Raw genomic sequence first — 19,843 nt, 5'->3', positions numbered from 1 at the left:
CTCCGAGACGATGCCGAAGAACGGCAGCGCCAGCACATACACCTCTGGGTGACCGAAGAACCAGAACAGGTGCTGCCACAACATGACTCCGCCCGTTCCGGGGTCGAAGATGTGAGCGCCGAACTGGCGGTCGACGAACAGGGCGATCAGCGCCGCCGCGAGCAGCGGGAAGATCAGCAGGATCAGCAGCGAGGCGATGAAGGTGTTCCAGGTGAAGATCGGCATCCGGAACATGGTCATGCCGGGGGCGCGCAGGCACACGATGGTGGTGATGAGGTTGACCGCACCGAGGATCGTGCCGAGACCGCCGACGGTGAGTCCGAGGATCCACAGGTCGGCACCGACGCCGGGCGAGTGCAGCGAGTTCGTCAGCGGCACATACGCCGTCCACCCGAAATCGGCCGCGCCCCCGGGGGTGAGGAAGCCGGTGGCGGCCATGAGCCCGCCGAAGACGTAGAGCCAGAAGCCCACCGCATTGAGTCGGGGAAAGGCCACGTCCGGAGCGCCGATCTGCAGCGGCAGCAGATAGTTGGCGAAGCCGAAGAACACCGGAGTCGCGTACAGCAGCAACATGATCGTGCCGTGCATGGTGAACAGCTGGTTGTACTGCTCGTTGGACAGGAACTGCAGGCCGGGCACGGCGAGCTCACCACGGATGAGCAGCGCCATGAGGCCGCCGATGAGGAACCACGCGAAGGCCGCCACGATGTACATCACGCCGATGACCTTGTGGTCGGTGGAGGTGACGACCGTGAGGATCGTCGAGCCCTTCGGGCGGCGGGTCGGAGGATACGGCCGCTGCGCGTCCGGCCTCCTCAGTATCGGCGCGACATCAACCATGACCACGACTCCTGACTTCGGCCCCACCGTCGTCCGGGTGGGGCATCGAGCTCCGACCTGCTGCCGCGAGAGGGTGGATCCGCGTCCTCCCGTTCGGCCGACGAGACGGCGGCGCAGGCGTTCGTCCCGGAACGGAGCGGAGCCGTCGACCGTCGGCGCGCTGACTCTTGCACCGCGGCATCGGCATCGGCAATGAGACGTGGAGCACGTCCGCGGGGCGGCGAAGGCCCGGCGGCGGGTGTCGGCAACGGCCGCTGCGCCCGGACAGACGGGACGGGCGCGGGAGCCGAGGCGGTAGTCGATCGGGTCGAAAGGTACTGATCAACAGGTTGTTCCACAGGTGTGGACATGCTCGTGCGCAGGCGAGCCGGGCGGTGCGGGCACCGACCGTACACCGGCGGGACCGGGAGCGCTCCCTCGACTCTGTCGCCGTCGGCGGGACCGAGGACTCGGAGAAAGGGCCCAAAGTCTCCCGCCGACTGTGCCCATCGGCCGGAGCACTCCGGCGCCCAGCGAGGGACCGAGTGGCCGGGTCGGCCGGGCACCTCGTCCCGTGCCGCTCGACGGGTCGCTCGGCCGTCCGGAAAACCACTTCCTGCAAGATATCCGGTCCGGGACCTTGGTCCCGGACCGACCGGCACTCGGCCTCTTACCGTCAGTCGTCGAAGATGATGACCTGACGCACGGCCAGCCCGTCGGCGAGCTGGTCCATGGCCTCGTTGATGCGCGACAGGGGGATCCGTGCGGAGATCAGTTCCTCCACCGGGAGCCGGCCCTCCCGCCACATCCGCGCGTACTGGGGGATGTCGCGGCGCGGCACGGCCGAACCGAGGTAGCTGCCGACGATCGTGCGTGCCTCCGCGGTCACCGTCAACGGGGAGATCGCCGCCGTCGCGGTCGGCGCGGGCAGGCCGACCGTCACGGTCGTGCCGCCGGGCGCCGTGAGACCGAACGCGGTCTCGAACGCCCGTGCACTGCCGGCACACTCGATGACGTACCGGGCCTTGACGCCCCGCTCCACCGCCTCGGCCGGCGTGTAGGTTTCGTGTGCTCCCAGCTCGCGGGCGCGGGTGAGCTTGTCGTCGAGGGTGTCGATCGCGACGATGCGCGAGACGCCCTGCGCGACGGCCGTAAGGGGGGCGGCCATGCCGACCCCGCCGAGGCCGACGATCGCGACGCTGTCCTGCGGCCGCGGCCGGGCCGCATTGAGAACGGCGCCCCCGCCGGTGAGCACGGCACAGCCGAGCACCGCGGCGACGTCGGGCGGCACGTCGTCGTCGACCGCGACGGCCGACGCGCGGTCGATCACCGCGTGCGTCGCGAAACCCGAGACCCCGAGGTGGTGGTGCACCGGGTGGCCGTCGCGGTGCAGGCGACGGCCGCCGTGCAGCAGTTCCCCGGCGTTGTTGGTGGCGGACCCGGTCGTGCAGGGCAGCCGGCCGTCCTCCGCGCAGCTGTCGCACGCCTCGCATCTCGGCAGGAACGACATGACCACCCGCTGCCCCACCCGGAAGTCGTCGACGGAGGAGCCCACCTCGACGATGCGGCCGGCCGCCTCGTGCCCGAGCAGCATCGGTACGGGGCGGACCCGGTTGCCGTCCACGACGCTCAGATCGGAGTGGCACACCCCGGCCGCCTCGATCTTTACCAGCAGCTCGGTCGGTCCCGGCGCGTCGAGCTCGAGTTCGGACACGCTGATCGGTTTCGACTCGGCGAACGGCCGCGGCCGGCCGATCTCCTCCAGGACTGCGCCGGTGATCCTCATCTGCCGATACTCCTCGGGTCCGCGGGACGGTTTCCGGATCCCACCGTAGGTCTCGTGCGGGAAGGTTGGTGGGCGTCGGCACCGATCGATGCGCCGTTTCGGACAGAAACAACGGTCGGGACGCGTGAAGATGTCCGATTTCCGGCACCCCGCGACGGGCGGTCCACCTGCCCCTCGGCGCGCGCCCACGCCGGGACGGTCGCACAATGATGCGATGCCGGACCGCGGATTCACCCACACCCAGCTCGCCGCGCGGGCTGCCTACCTGCTGCGCGGTAACGACCTCGGCACGATGACCAGTGCCGCCCCGAAGCTGTATCCGCACATGTGGAGCTGGGACGCGGCGTTCGTCGCGGTGGGGCTGGCCCCGTTGAGCGTCGAGCGGGCCGTCGTCGAACTCGACACCCTGCTCTCGGCGCAGTGGCGCAACGGCATGATCCCGCACATCGTGTTCGCGAGCGGGGTGGACGGTTACTTTCCGGGTCCGGCGCGCTGGGCCTGTACCGATCTCGCCGCCGCCGCGCCACTGGGCCCGCAGACGTCGGGCATCACCCAGCCGCCCGTGCACGCCATCGCGGTGCAGCGCATCCTCGACCACAGCCGCCGGCACGGCCGCAGCACCCGCGCCGTCGCCGAGGAGTTCCTCGACCGCCGCTGGCCCGACCTGGTGCGCTGGCACCGGTGGCTGGCCCGCGCCCGGGACCTCGACGGCAACGGCCGCATCGCGCTCTACCACGGTTGGGAATCGGGCATGGACAACTCGCCCCGGTGGGACGCGGCCTACGCGAACGTCGTCGCCGGCGCGGTGCCGACGTTCCGGCGCGAGGACCTCGCCCACGTCGGCGACCCGAGTCAGCGGCCGACGGACGCCGAGTACGCCCGCTACCTGTGGCTGCTCGAGGAGATGAAGGAAGTGCGCTACGACGACGACGCCCTGGCCACGGCCATGAGCTTCGCCGTCGAGGACGTGTTCGTCAGTGCCGTGTTCGCGCTCGCGTGCGACGTGCTCGCCGTCATCGGGGAGGAGCATTCGCGCCCGAACGCCGACGTCCGCGAGCTGCACGAGTACGCCGACCGGTTCCGCCGCGGCGTGCTCGACACCACCGATCCGCGCACCGGCGCCGCCAAGGACTTCGACCTGCGCAGCGGTCGCTGGATGGCCACCGACACGCTCGCGATGTTCGCGCCGTTGTTGTGCGGTGGCCTGCCCCGCGGCACCGAACGGGCCCTGCTGCGCACCTTCGAGGGCCCGAAGTTCTGCGGCCACCCCGACCTGCGCTACGCGGTGCCGCCGTCCACCTCCCCCGTCTCCCGGGATTTCCGTCCGCGCGAGTACTGGCGCGGGCCGGTGTGGCCGGTGATGACGTGGCTGTTCTCGTGGACGTTCGCCCGCCGCGGGTGGGCGGAGCGCGCTCACCTGCTGCGAGCGGAGGGTCTGCGGCAGGCCAGCGACGGCTCGTTCGCCGAGTACTACGAGCCGTTCACCGGCGAGCCGCTCGGCAGCATGCAGCAGTCGTGGACCGCCGCCGCGGTACTGGACTGGCTGGGGTGAGGCGGTGCCCCCCGCACCCGCACGGGACCGGGGGACACCACGGGACTCACAGCGCGCCGAGTGCCTCGCAGGCCTTGCGAACTCCCTCGCCGTAGGCCGGATCGGCCTGGGTGCAGTTGGCGATGTGCCGCTCGATCGTCGCCGCCGATGCCCCTGTGATGGCACGCGCGGTGTTCTCGAACAGCACGGTCTGCTGCTCGGCGGACATGCCGCGGAACAGGATTCCCGGCTGCTCGAAATAGTTCTCGTCGTCCGCCCGATGGTCGAACCGGTCCGCGACCGCGCCCACCGCGAGCGGCGGTTCGGCGTACTCGGGCTGCTCCCGGAAGCGGCCGTACGAGTTCGGTTCGATGCTCGGGACGCTGCCCTGGTTGCCGTCCACGCGCATCGCGCCGTCGCGGTGGAAGGAGTTCACGTGCGCGGCGGCCCGGGGGCAGTTCACCGGGATCTGGTGGTGGTTCACGCCGAGCCGGTAGCGCGCGGCGTCCCCGTACGAGAACAGCCGGCCCTGGAGCATCCGGTCGGGTGAGAACCCGATGCCGGGAACGATGTTCGCCGGGGAGAAGGCGGCCTGTTCGACGTCGGCGTGGTAGTTGTCCGGATTGCGGTTCAGTTCCAGCTCGCCGACCTCGATGAGCGGGTAGTCCTTCTTGGACCACACCTTGGTCAGGTCGAAGGGGTGGTACCGGTACGTCGCCGCGTCGGCCTCGGGCATGATCTGCACGTACAGCGTCCACTTCGGGTGGTTGCCGGATTCGATCGCCTCGTACAGGTCCCGCTGGGCGGATTCGCGGTCGCCGGCGATCACGGCCGCGGCCTCCTCGTCGGTGAGGTTCCTGATGCCCTGCTGGGTGCGGAAGTGGAACTTCACCCACGAACGGGTGCCCTCGGCATCGACGAACGAGAAGGTGTGCGAGCCGAATCCGTGCATGTGCCGGTAGCCGTCGGGGATGCCGCGGTCGGACATGACGATCGTGACCTGGTGCAGTGCCTCCGGCAGGTTGGTCCAGAAGTCCCAGTTGTTCTCGGGATCGCGCAGATTGGTCCGGGGGTCCCGCTTCACGGCGTGATTGAGGTCGGGGAACTTGAGCGGATCGCGGAAGAAGAACACCGGCGTGTTGTTGCCGACGACGTCCCAGTTGCCCTCCTCGGTGTAGAAGCGGACGGCGAAGCCGCGGATGTCGCGTTCGGCGTCGGCGGCACCGCGCTCCCCCGCGACCGTGGAGAACCGGACGAACACCTCGGTCTGCTTGCCCACGGCGGAGAACACCGCGGCCCTGGTGTGCCGGGTGATGTCGTGCGTGACGCGGAAGGTGCCGAATGCTCCGGAACCCTTTGCATGCATCCGTCGTTCGGGGATGACCTCGCGGTCGAAGTGCGCGAGCTTCTCGAGGAACCACACGTCCTGGAGCAGCATGGGTCCGCGCGCCCCGGCCGTGAGACTGTTCTGGTTGTCCGGCACCGGCGCGCCGGCGGCGGTGGTGAGTCCGTTGTGGTCGGTCATCGATCACTCCTGTCTGGTCACCCCGGGCTGGCGGGGCGAACGTCTCTGCGCTCAGCAGTGTTTCCTGAGGAGCGGTGTCCCGGTGTCTCAATTTGACACGGGTACTTGATATTCGGAATCAGAGGGTGATGCCGAACTCGCGGATCTTGCGGTAGATCGTCGCCCGCGACATGCCGAGCGCCTTCGCGGCCGCCGCCTTGTCGCCTCCGTGCAGGGCCAGTGCGTCCACGATCGCGTCCCGCTCGAGGGACTCGAGCCGGGTCAGGTTCCGGCGGGTCGTCGCCCGGCACTCGGCGGGCAGGTCGCCGATCTCGACGGTCCCCGAGCGCCGGCGCCGGTAGGTCTCCTCGAGGACGCTGCGCAGGTGGGTCACGTTCCCCTGCCACGACAGTCGCATGAGCTGGTTCGCCGCGGCCGGCGAGAGCGTGAGGTCGGTGGCGCCGGCGGCGTCGAGGAGGAAGCGCACCAGCTCGGGGACGTCCTCGAGATGATGGCGCAGCGGGGGAACGGAGAGCGTCTTCGGAAAGAGCCGGAGCAGGGAGTGGGTGTCGCTCTCCTCCTGCGGGGGTTGCATGGTCAGCGCCACCCACGGGTCGTCCGGAAGGGTGTCCGGCGTGACGGTCTGCAGGAGCTGGCCGAGACCGGCGAGATCGTCGTCGCCGAGCGCATGGGCGTGCAGCACCGCCAGGTCGGAGCCGCCCTCGAGCGTGGCCGACGCCTGCTCCAGCAGCTCCCCGCCGTCGACCGCGGCCGCGTCGAGCACCGCGAGGCCGCGGTCGCTCCGGACGTGCTCGTGCGCGGCCCGGATCAGCGCGGTCTTGCCGACTCCGGGCTCGCCGTCGAGCACGAGCCATTCCCGTCGCCGGCAGGCCTCGACGACGCCGTGGACGGTGTGCTGCCACTGCGCGCTGCGACCGGCCAGCGCGCGCAACGCCGGCTGCTTCGCGGCGCGCGGGCTCCGGGTCCGGGCGAGTTGCTCCTTGATCCGCACGACCCCGCCCGCGAGCCTGTCCTCGACGAAGGTCGGCTGGTAGGACAGCCGCGCCGTGATCCCGCTCGGCAGGTCGGCGAGCATCGTGAACGGTTCGGCCCGCCCGCGGGCGTCGCGGGTCCGGTCGATGATCGCGGCCTGGTCGCGTGAGTCGAACTGCTGCTGGGTCTGGGCGTTCATCATCAGGACCTCGTCGCCGACGGCGATGACCGGGCGACCCGAATGCTGGCAGGCCGCGTGGTAGTCGTGCAGGAGGGCCCGGTCCAGTTCGTTGGCCTCCTCGAGGATCCGTTCCCTGATGCGGGTGGCGGCCAGCTTGGCGAAGGACAACAGCAGCGAGTTCGTGTTCTCGGTCTTGGTGGTCAGGTCTACGACGCCGAGGAGTGTCCCGGTGATCGGGTGCGTCACCAGGGCCCCGGCGCAGGAGAACAACCGCAGGTGCCCGCTGTAGTGCTCGTCCCCCCGGATCAGCAGGGGTGCACCGACCTCGAGCGCGGTCCCGATGCCGTTGGTCCCCACCTGGGACTCGGCGTAGCGGAAGCCGGGAGCGAGGTCGACCCGGTCCAGGGCGGTCAGCAGCCCGCGGTCGCCGCCGTAGCGGCTGAGCACGGTGCCCTTGGCGTCGGTGAGGATCAGGGACACCGGCTCGTTCTCGATCTCCGCCGACAGCGCGGACAGCACCGGGCGGGCCGCGCGGGTGAGGACGGTGTCGACCGGGAGTGGTTCGACGTAGCCGGCGCTCGGGCGGTCCACGTCGACCTTCGCCGCCCGAGACCGCAGCCACGAGACCCGCAGCCAGTTCCGGACCCGGCGGTCGCCGGGATCGTCCGCGGCCTGATCGGCCGAGTGGAACGCCTCGCGTGCCTCCCGGAGTGACGTGTGGTCCTGGGAACTGCTTCGGCTGAATTCACCCACCTCGGTCTCCCGGTCGTCTGGAGTTGTCACGGGGACATTCTCATCGGGCCCTGCGTCCACAAGGGTAATTGTGCCGAATGTGACCTGCGTCTCACATTGAGACAGATCGGGGTGGCGCCCGCGGGTTGTATCTGCATCCACACCCCACCGTCCACGGCTGGCACCGAGCCGGCTCCCGATCCAGGAGGCGCACATTGAGTAGGCAGAGCCTGACCAAGGCCCATGCGAAGATCACCGAGCTGTCGTGGGAACCGACGTTCGCGACGCCGGCCACCCGCTTCGGCACCGACTACACGTTCGAGAAGGCCCCCAAGAAGGACCCTCTCAAGCAGATCATGCGGTCCTACTTCCCCATGGAGGAGGAGAAGGACAACCGGGTCTACGGCGCGATGGACGGCGCCATCCGCGGGAACATGTTCCGGCAGGTCCAGCAGCGCTGGCTGGAGTGGCAGAAGCTGTTCCTCTCGATCATCCCGTTCCCGGAGATCTCGGCGGCCCGCGCGATGCCGATGGCCATCGACGCGGTGCCCAACCCCGAGATCCACAACGGGCTCGCCGTGCAGATGATCGACGAGGTTCGTCACTCGACGATCCAGATGAACCTCAAGAAGCTCTACATGAACAACTACATCGACCCCGCCGGGTTCGACATGACCGAGAAGGCGTTCGCGAACAACTACGCGGGCACCATCGGCCGGCAGTTCGGGGAGGGCTTCATCACCGGTGACGCGATCACCGCGGCCAACATCTACCTGACCGTGGTCGCGGAGACGGCCTTCACGAACACCCTGTTCGTGGCGATGCCCGACGAGGCGGCCGCCAACGGCGACTACCTGCTGCCCACCGTGTTCCATTCGGTGCAGTCCGACGAGTCGCGGCACATCTCCAACGGCTACTCGATCCTGCTCATGGCGCTGGCCGACGAGCGGAACCGGCCGCTGCTCGAGCGGGACCTGCGCTACGCGTGGTGGAACAACCACTGCGTGGTCGACGCCGCGATCGGCACCTTCATCGAGTACGGCACCAAGGACCGCCGCAAGGATCGCGAGAGCTATGCCGAGATGTGGCGGCGGTGGATCTACGACGACTACTACCGCAGCTACCTCATCCCGCTCGAGAAGTACGGGCTGACCATTCCGCACGACCTCGTCGAGGAGGCGTGGAAGCGCATCACCGAGAAGGGCTACGTCCACGAGGTGGCCCGGTTCTTCGCGACGGGCTGGCCGGTGAACTACTGGCGGATCGACGCCATGACCGACGCGGACTTCGAGTGGTTCGAGCACAAGTACCCGGGCTGGTATTCCAAGTACGGCAAGTGGTGGGAGAACTACAACCGCCTCGCCTACCCCGGCCGCAACAAGCCGATCGCGTTCGAGGAGGTGGGATACCAGTACCCGCACCGCTGCTGGACGTGCATGGTGCCCGCCCTCATCCGCGAGGACATGGTCGTGGAGAAGGTGGACGACCAGTGGCGGACCTACTGCTCGGAGACCTGCTACTGGACCGACGCCGTCGCGTTCCGCAGCGAGTACGAGGGACGTCCCACCCCGAACATGGGCCGCCTCACCGGTTTCCGTGAATGGGAGACCCTGCACCACGACAAGGATCTCGCCGACATCGTGCAGGACCTCGGGTACGTGCGCGACGACGGCAAGACCCTCGTCGGTCAGCCGCACCTCGACCTCGACCCGAAGAAGATGTGGACCCTCGACGACGTGCGGGGCAACACCTTCCAGAGCCCGAACGTGTTGCTGAACCAGATGTCCGACGCAGAGCGCGACGCCCACATCGCCGCGTACCGCGCCGGCGGCGCTGTTCCTGCCTGATTCAGGCTCGGTGGGTGRACTTCGCCTCGGCCCCACCGCCTCACCATTCATTCCACGAGCCCAGGAGACACCCCCGTGGCCGACAAGCACCGCATCAATTTCGAGCCCGTCGACATCGAGATGGAAGTCGGCGAGGACGAGTACATCCTCGACGCCGCCTTCCGGCAGGGCATCCATCTGATGCACGGCTGCCGCGAGGGGCGTTGCTCGGCCTGCAAATCCTTTGTCCTCGACGGCGACATCCAGATGGAGGACTATTCGACGTTCGCCTGCAACGACGCCGAGACCGACGAGGGGCACGTACTGCTCTGCCGCTCGACTGCATACAGCGACTGCACCATCGAACTGCTCAATTTCGACGAGGACGAACTCCTGGGTGGTATCCCCATTCAAGAAGTGCGCACCCGGATCACCGCGATCGAGCCGATGACCAAGGACATTGTGTCGCTGCAACTGCAGCCCGTCGAACCCACGGAGTACGAGTTCAAACCCGGTCAGTACTCCGACCTGCAGATACCGGGAACCGAGGAACATCGGTCCTTCTCCATGGCGACGACCCGATCGACGCCGGGACATGTCGAGTTCCTCATCAAGAAGTACCCCGGTGGCAAGTTCGCCGGCTTGCTCGGGGACGGCATCTCGGTGGGCGACGAGATCACCCTGACCGGACCGTACGGATCCTTCACCCTCAAGGACGGTCACGTCCTGCCGGTGGTCTTCATCGGCGGCGGCGCCGGCATGGCCCCGATCCTCTCGCTCCTGCGGCACATGAGCGAGACCGGCAGCACCCGGCCCGTCCGGTTCTACTACGGTGCCCGCACGCCGGCGGATCTGTTCTACCTCGAAGAGATCCTCGAACTGGGAAAGACCCTGACGGACTTCGTGTTCGTGCCCTGCCTCTCGGAGTCGGCGGAGCCGGTGCCGTCCGGACTCCCGGAGATCGAGGAAGGCAACGTCACCGACATCGTGGACCGCCGCGAGCCGGACATCCACCGGAGCGAGGTCTACCTGTGCGGGCCACCCCCCATGGTCGATGCAGCCCTGGAATTGCTCGAGGTGCACAACACCCCGAAAGACCAGATCTTCTACGACAAGTTCACCAGCCCCGCCTTCGAGTAGGCGCCGTAGGAAACCACCCTGCTCCTTCACCGACAGAAGTGAGAAACGAGATGACCGCATCTACCGACTCCAAGCACCGTAGCTTCCCGAAGATCGAGTTCACCGACTCCGAAGCCGGCGCGCTGGACTTTCCCAGCTCCCGCAGCCGCACCTTCACCTACTACACGCCGGCCAAGAAGCGGTCGACGATGTACGAGGACGTCACCGTCGACGTGCAGCCCGATCCCGAGCGGCACCTGTCGCAGGGCTGGATCTACGGCTTCGGCGACGGACCGGGCGGATACCCGAAGGAATGGACGGCCGCGAAGTCGTCGAACTGGCACGCCTTCCTCGACCCGAACGAGGAGTGGGACCAGACGATCTACCGCAACAACGCGGCGGTCGTGCGCCAGGTCGATCTGTGCCTGCAGAACGCCAAGCGCGCCCGCGCCTACGACGGCTGGAACACGCCGTGGCTGAAGTTCATCGAACGCAACCTCGGCGCCTGGATGCACGCCGAGAACGGCCTGGCGCTGCACGTGTTCACCTCCATCCAGCGGTCCGGGCCCACGAACATGATCAACACCGCGGTGGCGGTCAACGCGGCACACAAGATGCGGTTCGCGCAGGACCTCGCGCTGTTCAACCTCGACCTGTCCGAGGCCGGGATACCGTTCGACGGGGCCGCCCACAAGGAGGTCTGGCAGTCGGCGCCCGAATGGCAGCCCACCCGCGAGGTCGTCGAACGGCTCACCGCGGTGCCGGACTGGTGCGAGCTGCTCTTCGCCACCAACATCGTCTTCGAGCAGCTCGTCGGCTCGCTGTTCCGCAGCGAACTGGTCATGCAGATCGCCGCCCGCAACGGCGACTACATCACGCCGACGATCGTCGGCACCGGTGAGCACGACTACGACCGGGATCTCGCGTACACGCGCAACCTCTTCCGGCTGCTCACCCGCGACGAGCAGTTCGGCGAATCGAACAGGGAGCTGTTCGGGACCTGGCTGGCGACCTGGGTGCCGCGCTGCCTCGACGCCGCGCGCGCCCTGCAGCCGATCTGGTCGCAGCCGGCCGACAAGGCGGTCACCTTCGCCTCCAGCCTCGAGGCGGCCGAGGCGAAGTTCCGTTCCCTGCTCGAGGACATCGGGCTCGACATCGCGAAGGAGCTGGACAAGTGAGCATGCAATTCGGATCGTCCACCGAGTTCTCCAACATGTGTGGCGTCACCCTGATGAACACCCCGATCGGCCGCGTGGTCGCCGAGGTCATGGGCGCCAAGGACGGCGTGCAGCTGACGGAGTACCCGTCGATGATCCGCGTCGACGGCGTCAACCGCCTCGAGTTCGACTACGAGGAACTCACCGACGCTCTCGGCTCCGACTTCGACGGCTCCGTCTTCGAGGAGATCAGCTCCACCCACTACGGGCGCATGGTGCACCTCGATGACAAGACCATGCTCTTCGCCAGTCCCGAGGACGCCGCCGAGTACATCGGATTCGATCTCACGGCGCACTGACCGCGGCCGTCCGGGCCCGCAGACCGGGCCCGGACGGCTCTCGATCCACCACCGGCACACGACAGAACGAGGGAAGCGATGTACGAGAAGGACGGGCAGCAGTACTTCATCGTGGACGGGCACGTGCACATCTGGGACGGCCGCGAGTCGAACCAGAAGAACGTGCACGGGCGGCAGTTCATCGACTGCTTCTACGACTACCACAAGAACCTCAGCCCCGAGGAGGAGGTGTGGGACTACGACACCTACACCTACTACGGCGGCGAACGCCTCATGAAGGACCTGTTCGTGGACGGTCACGTGGACCACGCGATCTTCCAGGCCACCCTGTTGAGCGACTTCTACCGCAACGGGTTCGGGCAGACCGAGGAGGCGTTCGGGCTCACCCGCAAGCACCCCGACAAGCTCACGTACAACCATGCCTACGATCCCCGCTACGGGGAGGCCGGCCTCGAGCAGCTGCGCCGGGACGCCGAACGGATGAACCTCCAGGGCGTCAAGCTCTACACCGCCGAATGGCACGGCGACTCCCGCGGATACAAGCTCGACGACCCGTGGTCGAGGCGCTACCTCGAGGAGTGCATCGAGCTGGGGATCAAGAACATCCACGTGCACAAGGGCCCCACCATCCGGCCGCTGGACCGTGACGCCTTCGACGTCGCCGACGTGGACAAGGTCGCCACCGACTACCTCGATCTGCGCTTCGTCGTCGAACACGTGGGCCTGCCCCGGCTCGAGGACTTCTGCTGGATCGCCACCCAGGAGTCCAACGTGTACGGCGGTCTGGCCGTGGCGATGCCGTTCATCCACACCCGTCCCCGGTACTTCGCCCAGATCATCGGCGAATTGCTCTACTGGATCGGCGAGGACAAGATCCTGTTCGCCAGCGACTACGCGCTGTGGACCCCGAAGTGGCTGATCGAGAAGTTCGTGGACTTCCAGATCCCGGAGGACATGACCGAATACGCGCCGATCACCGTCGAACAGAAGAAGAAGATCCTCGGCCTCAACGCCGCGGCGCTCTACGACATCGACGTCCCGGAACACCTGCGGCTGCCCGAGCCGGCCGGACAGGAGGGGGTCGAGGTCGCCGCGGGAGCCCAGCAGGCGGTGTCGTCGTGACCGCGGCTCCGGTGTCGGGCAGCGACGTGCTCGCCGCGCTCGGCACCGTGGTCGATCCCGAACTGGACGAACCGATCACCGATCTCGGCTTCGTGCGGTCGGTGGTCCTCGACGACGACGGGGTGACCGTGCACCTGCGGCTGCCCACCGCGTTCTGTTCGCCGAACTTCGCCTACCTCATGGCATCCGACGCGCAGGACGCCCTGCGGGCGATCGAGGACATCGGGCACGTGCGGATCCTCCTCGACGACCACCACGACAGCGGCAAGATCAACCGCGGTCTCGCCGCCGACGCCGGCTACCGGGGCACCTTCGGCTCCGAGGCGGAGGAGAACCTCGACGAGTTGCGCCGCACGTTCCGGCGCAAGGCGCACCTCGCCGCCCTGGAACGCTGCCTCGAGAACCTGCTGAAGCACTCGGAGCTCACCGTCGACGACATCCCGTCGCTGACGCTGAGCGACATCCCGCCCGGCCGGCAGAAGGCGGCCCTGATACGCCGGCGGCTCGACATCGGCCTGAGCCTGTGCCCGGCCAGCCGGGTGTTCGTCGACGACGACGGGCGGCCGATCCCCCGTGAGGCGGTACCGATGCGGCTGCGGTTCGCCAAGTCCGTGCGGATCTCCATGGAGGGGAACGCACACTTCTGCCGCGGGCTGCTCGCGACCCGGTACGCCGACGGCGACGGCGGATCGGCAACACCCCGGGTCGCCGACGTCCGAACCAGTTGTTCCGCAATCGTCAGGAGAGTGTCATGAAGGCCGTGCAGGTGGTGGGGTACCACACCAAGCTCCAGCTCGAGGAGATCCCCGAGCCGAAGATCGAGGGCCCGCTCGACGTCGTCGTCCGCATCGGCGGAGCGGGCGTGTGCCGCAACGACATCCACATCCTCGAGGGGCAGTGGGCCGAGAAGAGCGGCGTCGTCCTGCCGTACACGATCGGCCACGAGAACGCCGGCTGGGTCCACGCCGTCGGCGACGCCGTCACCAACGTCGCCGTCGGCGACAAGGTCATCCTCCACCCCCTCATCACGTGCGGACTCTGCCGCGCGTGCCGGTTCGGCGACGACGTGCACTGCGAGAACAGCCGGTTCCCCGGCATCGACACCAACGGTGGCTACGCCGAGTACCTGCGCACCACCGCGCGCAGCGTGGTCCGGATCGACGACTCGCTCGAGCCGTCCGACGTCGCAGCCCTCGCCGACGCCGGGCTCACGGCCTACCACGCGGTCGCCAAGGCCGCGCGGGCGACGCGACCGGGCGACGTGTGCGTCATGATCGGCGCGGGCGGCCTCGGCCACATCGGCATCCAGGTCCTGAAGGCGGTCTCCGCGGCGACCCTGATCGTGGTGGACCGCAACCCGGCCGCCGTCGCGCTGGCCGTCGGGATCGGTGCCGACCACGGCATCGTCGCCGACGGCACCCACGTGCAGCAGGTGCTCGAGCTGACCGGCGGCCGCGGCGCCGAGGCCGTCGTGGACTTCGTCGGCGAGGGCGGCGCCACGAGGGACGGCGTCGCGATGCTGCGCCGCGCCGGCAACTACTACGTGGTCGGATACGGCGAGAACATCGACGTCCCCACGATCGACGTGATCTCCACCGAGATCAACTTCATCGGCAATCTCGTCGGCTCCTACAACGACCTGCAGGAGCTCATGGCCCTCGCCGCCCAGGGAAAAGTCACGCTGCACACCACGAAATATCCGCTCGAGCAGTTCCAGCAGGCGATCGACGACCTCGACGCGGGACGGGTCCGCGGCCGCGCGATCCTCGTCCCCTGAACCGCACCCCGCACAGTCAGCACGAAAGGAAACCCAGCCATGGCCAAGGATCTGCGGTTCAACCAGGAGGCACGCCTCCTTCTCGAGTACGGGGTCAACGCGCTCGCCGACGCGGTCAAGGTGACCCTCGGCCCCAAGGGCCGAAACGCGGTGCTCGAGAAGCTGACCGGCCCACCCACCATCACCAACGACGGTGTCACGATCGCCCGCGAGATCCAGCTGCGGGACCCGTTCGCCAACATGGGCGCGCAGCTGGTCAAGGAAGTGGCAATGAAGACCAACGGCGTCGTCGGTGACGGCACCACGACCGCGACCGTGCTGGCGCAGGCCATGGTCCGCGAGGGGATGCGGGCCGTCGACGCCGGTGCCAATCCCATGCGGGTGCGGCGCGGCATCGAACGCACCGTTCCCGTCGTCGTCGAGGCACTGCGGGACCGGTCGGTGCAGGTCGACGGACGCAAGGATCTCGAGCGCATCGCGACCCTCGCCGCGAGCGACGACGAGGCCATCGGCGAGGCCATCGCCGAGGCGGTCTCCCACGTGGGCAGGTCCGGCATCGTCACCACCGAGGAGAGCGAGACCCTCGGGATGTCGGTGAGCGTCGTCGACGGAATCGAATTCGACCACGGCTACATCTCCGGCTACATGGTGACCAACCCCGAACGCATGGAAGCGGTCCACGAGAATCCGCTGATCCTGTTGACCAACAAGAAGATCACCCAGGTGCAGGAGATCATGCCGAGCATCGAGGCGGCCAAGCGCGCCGATCGGCCCCTCGTCGTGCTGGCCGAGGACGTCGACGGCCCCGCCCTGCAGCTCCTCGTCGGCGGCAACATGCACAACACCATGCAGTCCGTCGTCGTGCGGGCGCCCGGCTTCGGGCACCGGCGCGTCGCCGAGCTGCAGGACCTCGCGGTCGCGCTGGGCGGGCACGTCGTCGCCAAGGACACCGGCGTCGAACTGTCCGAGGTGACGGCCGAGCACCTCGGTTCCTGCGACCGCATCACGGTCACCGAGAACGAGACGACGATCGTCGGCGGCCACGGCGATCAGAGTCTCCTCGATGCGCGGATCGCGCAGCTCGAGGCGCAGCTCGGACGGGCCCGGATCGACGCCGACCAGGACAGCCTCCAGCTGCGCATCGCCCGGCTCACCGGGCGGGTCGCCGTCATCCGCGTCGGCGGCGCCACCAGCGTCGAACTCAAGGAACGCATGCTGCGCGTCGAGGACGCCCTGGCCGCCACCCGGGCCGCCCTCGAGGACGGCATCGTCGCCGGGGGCGGCACCGCCCTGGGGCAGGCGCACCGGGCGCTGGCCGAGCTCGACCTGCCCGGCGACGAAGGCATCGGCCGCGACGTGGTGCGGCGTGCCCTGCCCGAGCCGCTCCGGTGGATCGCGGTCAACGCCGGCTTCGACGGCGACGAGGTCGTGGAGGTCGTCGCGGGGCTGCCGTCGGGACACGGGTTCAACGCGCTCTCCGGCAAGTACGGCGACATGTTCGACGAGGGCGTCGTCGACCCGTTCAAGGTCACCCGCGCCGCGCTCGAGAGCGCCGCGTCCATCGCGGCGCTGCTCATCACCACCGAGACCGCGATCGTGGAGGAGGTCTTCGGCAACCCCGGGGCGATCCACGCGCCCGGCTTCGGGGACCTGGCCGAGGGCATGGTCCGCCCGTCCAACATCTACTGATCGCCGGGGGATCGTCTCGGCGGCGGCCGGGCCTCGTCGGTCGCTTCCCTCCGAGGCAACCGGCCGCCGCCGTGCCCACCACGGCTCGACAGGAAGGGAGTGCGCAATGATCTTCATCGTGGTCAGGTTCCGGGTCCGTCGCGAATACCGGGACGACTGGGTCGCCCTCACAAAGGAATTCACCGAGTCGACGCGGGCCGAACCGGGCAATCTGTGGTTCGAGTGGTCGCGCAGCGTGGACGACCCGTCCGAGTACGTGCTCGTCGAGGCGTTCCGCGACGGTGAGGCCGGTGCCGCCCACGTCGGTGCCGACCACTTCCGCAAGGGGCTCGACGCCATGCGCCCGGCGCTGAGCGAGACCCCGCGGATCCTCCACACCGAGATCCCCGGCGTCGAGTGGTCCCGCATGGGCGAACTCGAAATATAGGCGGCTCGCCGCCGTGACACTGTGGCGGCTCGCCGTGGTGCCCTTTCGGATCTCCCCCGATCCGAAAGGGCACCACACTCAATGACTCTCGCGCACGAGCAGGCGCAGTTCCGCGCCGAGCGTGCACGCCCGCGGCAGATCGACGAGCCCGTCCTCGCGCAGTTCGGTGGTCAGGCGCGTCACCCGGGCGATCGCGTCCGGGACCCGCCGCTGCCACCGCGCCAGGACCTCGTCGACGTCGGCCGGAGCGATCGGGGTGCCGTCCCGGCGCAGGATCGCGGCGACGAGGGCGTGGTGGCGTTCGGCGAGCTCGTCCCGCACCGTGGCGATCGCCGTGCTGTCCCACCAGGTGTGGGATCCGGCGGACAGGTCCGGCGACGTCCCGTCGAGCCCCAGCAGCGAACCCGTGCCGGCGTGCACCCGGGCGACGGTGCGCGCCGGGCAGTTCAGCGTGTACGCCGTGTCGACCAGGGCCGGGTACTCGCCGAGTAGCCGGAAGTCCGGCCCCGCGTCCGCCCCGGTGTCGCTCAGCAGGTCCTCCACTCCGGCACGCAGCCGGGTGATCTCGGCGCTGACGTCGAGCGGCGACGGCCGCAGCCGCAGGATCCACGAGGCCGCATGCTCGACGAAATTCTGCACGGTGCCGAGCCGCGCCCAGCGTTCGGCGCCGGAACCGGGGCGGTCCCGCGCCTCGGCCCACAACCGGTCGGTGTCGAACACCGCCCGGATCACCGCGTACGCCCGTGCGACCGCCGGCGTGCGCACCCCGAGTCGTTCCTCGAGCTGATAGATCATCCCCGGTCCGACGTGGTCGACGAGGTCGGAGGCGATCCGGGTCGCGACGATCTCGCGGCGCAGGGGATGATCCCGGATCTCGTCCTGCAGCAGTCCGCGCATGCGTTCGGGGAAGTACGCCTGGGCGACGTCGGCGAAGACGGGGTCGTCGGGCACATCCGACTCGAGCAGGTCCCGGCACACGACGTTCTTCGACCGCGCGAGCAGCACCGCGATCTCCGGCCTGGTCAGCCCGCGGCCGGCCCCGGCCCGCGCGGCCAGCTCCTGCACCGTGGGCAGTACCTCGGTGCTGCGGCGGATCCCGTCACCGGTCTCGAGGTGGCTGATGAGCCGCTCGTGCCGGCCGAGGAGCCGGGCCGCGCGCGAGACGGCGAGCCCGAGCGCCACCGACTGGTCCCGGCTCGTGCGCAACACCGTGCGGGCCACCTCGTCACGGGCGTCGCCGAGCAGGCGGTTGCGTTCCTCGAGTGTCAGACGTCCGCTGCGCCGGGCGGATTCGAGGGCGATCTTCAGGTTCACCTCGGCGTCGGAGGTGGCGACGCCGGCCGCGTTGTCGATGAAGTCCGCGTTGATGCGGCCGCCCGCCGCCGAGAACTCGATGCGTGCCCGCTGCGTGAAACCGAGGTTGCCGCCCTCGCCGACGACGCGGCAGCGGAGCTGTGAGGCATCGACGCGGACGTCGTCGTTACCCGGATCGGCTGCATCCGTGTGACTTTCGGAGGTGGCCTTGACGTAGGTGCCGACGCCGCCGTTCCAGAGCAGATCCACCGGTGCGGTCAGCAGCGCCTTGATCAATTCGCTCGGGGTGGTGGTGGGGTGCGGCAGACCGAGCAGGCGCCGTGCGGGTTCCGGGACGGTGACGGACTTCGCGGAGCGAGGCCACACCCCTCCGCCGGGCGAGAGGACGTCGCGGTCGACATCGTCCCAGCTCGATCCGGGACGCTCGAACAGCCGGCGGCGCTCCGCGTAGGCGCGGGCCGGGTCCGGGTCTGGGTCGAGGAAGATGTGGCGGTGGTCGAACGCGCCGACGAGGCGCAGGTGCGGGGAGAGCAGCATCCCGTTGCCGAAGACGTCGCCGGACATGTCTCCGATCCCCACCGCCGTCACCTCGGTGGTGTCCACGTCGACACCGAGGTCGGCGAAGTGCTCGCGAACCGCGACCCACGCGCCGCGCGCGGTGATGCCCATGGCCTTGTGGTCGTATCCGCTGGAGCCGCCGGAGGCGAAGGCGTCGCCGAGCCAGTAGTCGTACTCCGCTGCGATGGAGTTCGCCAGGTCGGAGAACGCGGCGGTGCCCTTGTCCGCGGCCACCACCAGATATCCGTCGTCCCCACCGTGGACGACCGTACGGTCCGGGTGCACGATCTTCCCGTCGACGATATTGTCGACGAGATCGAGCATTCCCCGGATGAACGTCGAATAGGCCTGGGCCGGAGAGATATCCGGGTTTCGCCGCACGAACGCGCCCTTGGCGCCGACGGGGACGATGGGAGCGTTCTTCACCACCTGGGTCTTCATCAGGCCGAGTACCTCGGTGCGGTAGTCCTCCGGGCGGTCCGAGAATCGCACACCGCCGCGGGCGACGGTGCCGCTCCGCACGTGGATGCCCTCCATGTCGTCCGAGTGGACGAAGATCTCGCGGTGGGGGACGACGGGCCCTGGATCGGCGAGACGTCCGGAATCGAGCATGAATGCGCCGTACGATTTCGGTGCGCCGTGTTCGTCGCGCTGGTACCAGTTGGTGCGCACGGTGGCGGTGACGAACGACTCCAGGCTGCGCAGGATGCGGTCCTCGTCGAGGCTTTCCGCCGCGCCGCGCCGCGCGGCGAGCGCCCGCTCCGCCCGCTCGGCGGCGACGTCCCGGTCGCGCCGGTCCGGGTCGAAGCGCGCGGCGAAGCAGGCGACGAGGGCCTCGACGAATCCTGGATGCCGGCAGAGGGTATCGACGATGTACCGCTCCGACATGATCAGACCGGCGTGGCGGGCGAAGCGGCCGGCGGCCCGGACCAGGGCGATGTCCCGCACG

General features: G+C 68.9%; 15 protein-coding genes. 10 read left to right on the top strand and 5 right to left on the bottom strand.

Going from position 1 to position 19,843, the window contains the following annotated elements; all coding sequences use genetic code 11:
- Both CQZ88_RS21165 and CQZ88_RS21160 read right to left on the bottom strand, forming a co-directional pair.
- A partial coding sequence (locus tag CQZ88_RS21165) for a cbb3-type cytochrome c oxidase subunit I (RefSeq protein WP_258008708.1) occupies positions 1–840 on the bottom strand: 840 nt, incomplete at its 3' end.
- Between the two features lie 655 nt (positions 841–1,495).
- Complete coding sequence (locus tag CQZ88_RS21160) at positions 1,496–2,605, bottom strand: alcohol dehydrogenase catalytic domain-containing protein (protein WP_102800251.1); 1,110 nt, start codon at positions 2,603–2,605, stop codon at positions 1,496–1,498.
- A gap of 214 nt (positions 2,606–2,819) precedes the next feature.
- On the opposite strand from CQZ88_RS21160, the gene CQZ88_RS21155 reads away from it, so the two are divergent.
- Positions 2,820–4,157, top strand: a complete 1,338-nt coding sequence (locus CQZ88_RS21155; RefSeq protein WP_006932115.1) for an amylo-alpha-1,6-glucosidase — start codon at positions 2,820–2,822, stop codon at positions 4,155–4,157.
- 46 nt (positions 4,158–4,203) lie between these two features.
- On the opposite strand, the gene CQZ88_RS21150 is transcribed toward CQZ88_RS21155, so the two are convergent.
- On the bottom strand, positions 4,204–5,661 hold the full coding sequence (locus CQZ88_RS21150) for a catalase (RefSeq protein WP_006932116.1): 1,458 nt from the start codon (positions 5,659–5,661) through the stop codon (positions 4,204–4,206).
- A 118-nt stretch (positions 5,662–5,779) separates the two neighbouring features.
- On the bottom strand, positions 5,780–7,597 hold the full coding sequence (locus tag CQZ88_RS21145; protein WP_102800250.1) for a sigma-54-dependent Fis family transcriptional regulator: 1,818 nt from the start codon (positions 7,595–7,597) through the stop codon (positions 5,780–5,782).
- Positions 7,598–7,761: 164 nt separating this feature from the next.
- Here CQZ88_RS21145 and CQZ88_RS21140 point away from each other — a divergent pair, with 164 nt between their 5' ends.
- From CQZ88_RS21140 to CQZ88_RS21100, 9 genes are all read left to right on the top strand, one after another.
- On the top strand, positions 7,762–9,393 hold the full coding sequence (locus CQZ88_RS21140; protein WP_029546748.1) for a methane monooxygenase: 1,632 nt from the start codon (positions 7,762–7,764) through the stop codon (positions 9,391–9,393).
- Between the two features lie 75 nt (positions 9,394–9,468).
- The gene (locus tag CQZ88_RS21135; protein WP_102800249.1) at positions 9,469–10,512 is read left to right on the top strand and encodes an FAD-binding oxidoreductase; all 1,044 of its coding nucleotides are present in this window, start codon (positions 9,469–9,471) and stop codon (positions 10,510–10,512) included.
- Positions 10,513–10,562: 50 nt separating this feature from the next.
- Positions 10,563–11,669: an aromatic/alkene monooxygenase hydroxylase subunit beta gene (locus CQZ88_RS21130; protein ID WP_029546746.1), complete on the top strand. Its 1,107-nt coding sequence runs from the start codon at positions 10,563–10,565 to the stop codon at positions 11,667–11,669.
- Positions 11,666–12,007: a propane 2-monooxygenase effector subunit MimD gene (gene mimD, locus CQZ88_RS21125; protein WP_006932127.1), complete on the top strand. Its 342-nt coding sequence runs from the start codon at positions 11,666–11,668 to the stop codon at positions 12,005–12,007. The genes CQZ88_RS21130 and mimD overlap by 4 nt, the downstream gene beginning before the upstream one ends.
- Positions 12,008–12,085: 78 nt before the next feature.
- Complete coding sequence (locus CQZ88_RS21120) at positions 12,086–13,129, top strand: amidohydrolase family protein (protein ID WP_029546744.1); 1,044 nt, start codon at positions 12,086–12,088, stop codon at positions 13,127–13,129.
- Positions 13,126–13,884, top strand: a complete 759-nt coding sequence (locus CQZ88_RS21115) for an iron-sulfur cluster assembly protein (RefSeq protein ID WP_050036197.1) — start codon at positions 13,126–13,128, stop codon at positions 13,882–13,884. The genes CQZ88_RS21120 and CQZ88_RS21115 overlap by 4 nt, the downstream gene beginning before the upstream one ends.
- Positions 13,881–14,906, top strand: a complete 1,026-nt coding sequence (locus CQZ88_RS21110; protein ID WP_102800248.1) for an NAD(P)-dependent alcohol dehydrogenase — start codon at positions 13,881–13,883, stop codon at positions 14,904–14,906. The genes CQZ88_RS21115 and CQZ88_RS21110 overlap by 4 nt, the downstream gene beginning before the upstream one ends.
- Before the next feature lie 39 nt (positions 14,907–14,945).
- Positions 14,946–16,595, top strand: a complete 1,650-nt coding sequence (groL, locus tag CQZ88_RS21105) for a chaperonin GroEL (protein ID WP_006932131.1) — start codon at positions 14,946–14,948, stop codon at positions 16,593–16,595.
- A 106-nt stretch (positions 16,596–16,701) separates the two neighbouring features.
- Positions 16,702–17,022: a putative quinol monooxygenase gene (locus CQZ88_RS21100; RefSeq protein WP_029546742.1), complete on the top strand. Its 321-nt coding sequence runs from the start codon at positions 16,702–16,704 to the stop codon at positions 17,020–17,022.
- A 78-nt stretch (positions 17,023–17,100) separates the two neighbouring features.
- On the opposite strand, the gene CQZ88_RS21095 is transcribed toward CQZ88_RS21100, so the two are convergent.
- On the bottom strand, positions 17,101–19,843 hold a 2,743-nt coding region (locus CQZ88_RS21095), incomplete at its 5' end, for an NAD-glutamate dehydrogenase (protein ID WP_258008707.1).

It is taken from the genome of Rhodococcus sp. ENV425 (genome assembly GCF_002887785.1).
Classification (GTDB): domain Bacteria; phylum Actinomycetota; class Actinomycetes; order Mycobacteriales; family Mycobacteriaceae; genus Rhodococcus; species Rhodococcus aetherivorans.
This window is presented reverse-complemented; position numbering and strand designations above follow the sequence as displayed.